Annotated in this window: 1 protein-coding gene; it reads right to left on the bottom strand. The window is 70.2% G+C overall.

Translation table 11 applies throughout. From position 1 onward, the window contains the following. Positions 1–489, bottom strand: a 489-nt coding sequence (locus tag A612_RS01120; RefSeq protein WP_206536103.1) for a hypothetical protein, incomplete at its 3' end; no start/stop codon positions are given. Positions 490–544: the final 55 nt, after the last annotated feature.

The raw sequence follows: 544 nt of genomic DNA, 5'->3' as shown, positions 1-544 counted from the left end.
GGGGGCGGCGACGGCTGCCACGGCGGCGTCGATAAGCGCATCAAGCTCAGCGGCACTCGACGGTGCGGCGGGCGCCAGGGTGGCCAGGTCGCCACCGCGCAGGGAGGCTCCCTCGCGGGCACCGATGACCACCTCGGCGACGACGTGGTCGGCCCAGCCCTGGCCGAGCTGCCAGGTGCCGGTGACACGCTCGGCGATGTACGCCGGGCGCTTGCCGGTGGGGCCGGTGATACGGCGCAGCGCATCGGCTGCGGCATCGGAGAGCACCGGGCCGAAGGCCTTGTAACCCTTGGCCATCTTGGACACGGTCACCTTGAGGTCACCGAGTTCCGCGTCGGCGGCACCGTCGATGGCACCCAGGCCGAATTCCACGCCGAGGTCCAGCAGCAGCTGGTTGCGGCGGGAGGAGACACCCTCCACGAGTGTTTCGATGGAGTCGGTGGCACCCATCTGGTCAGGGCGGACCTTGGTCCAGATGGCGATGAGCATCTCGGTGGCATCAGCCGGGGTGAACTCGATGTCCTCCGGGCGTGGGCCACCGGTG

This window comes from Melaminivora alkalimesophila (assembly GCF_000282995.1).
In the GTDB taxonomy this organism is placed as follows: Bacteria; Pseudomonadota; Gammaproteobacteria; order Burkholderiales; family Burkholderiaceae_C; genus Melaminivora; species Melaminivora alkalimesophila.
This window is presented reverse-complemented; position numbering and strand designations above follow the sequence as displayed.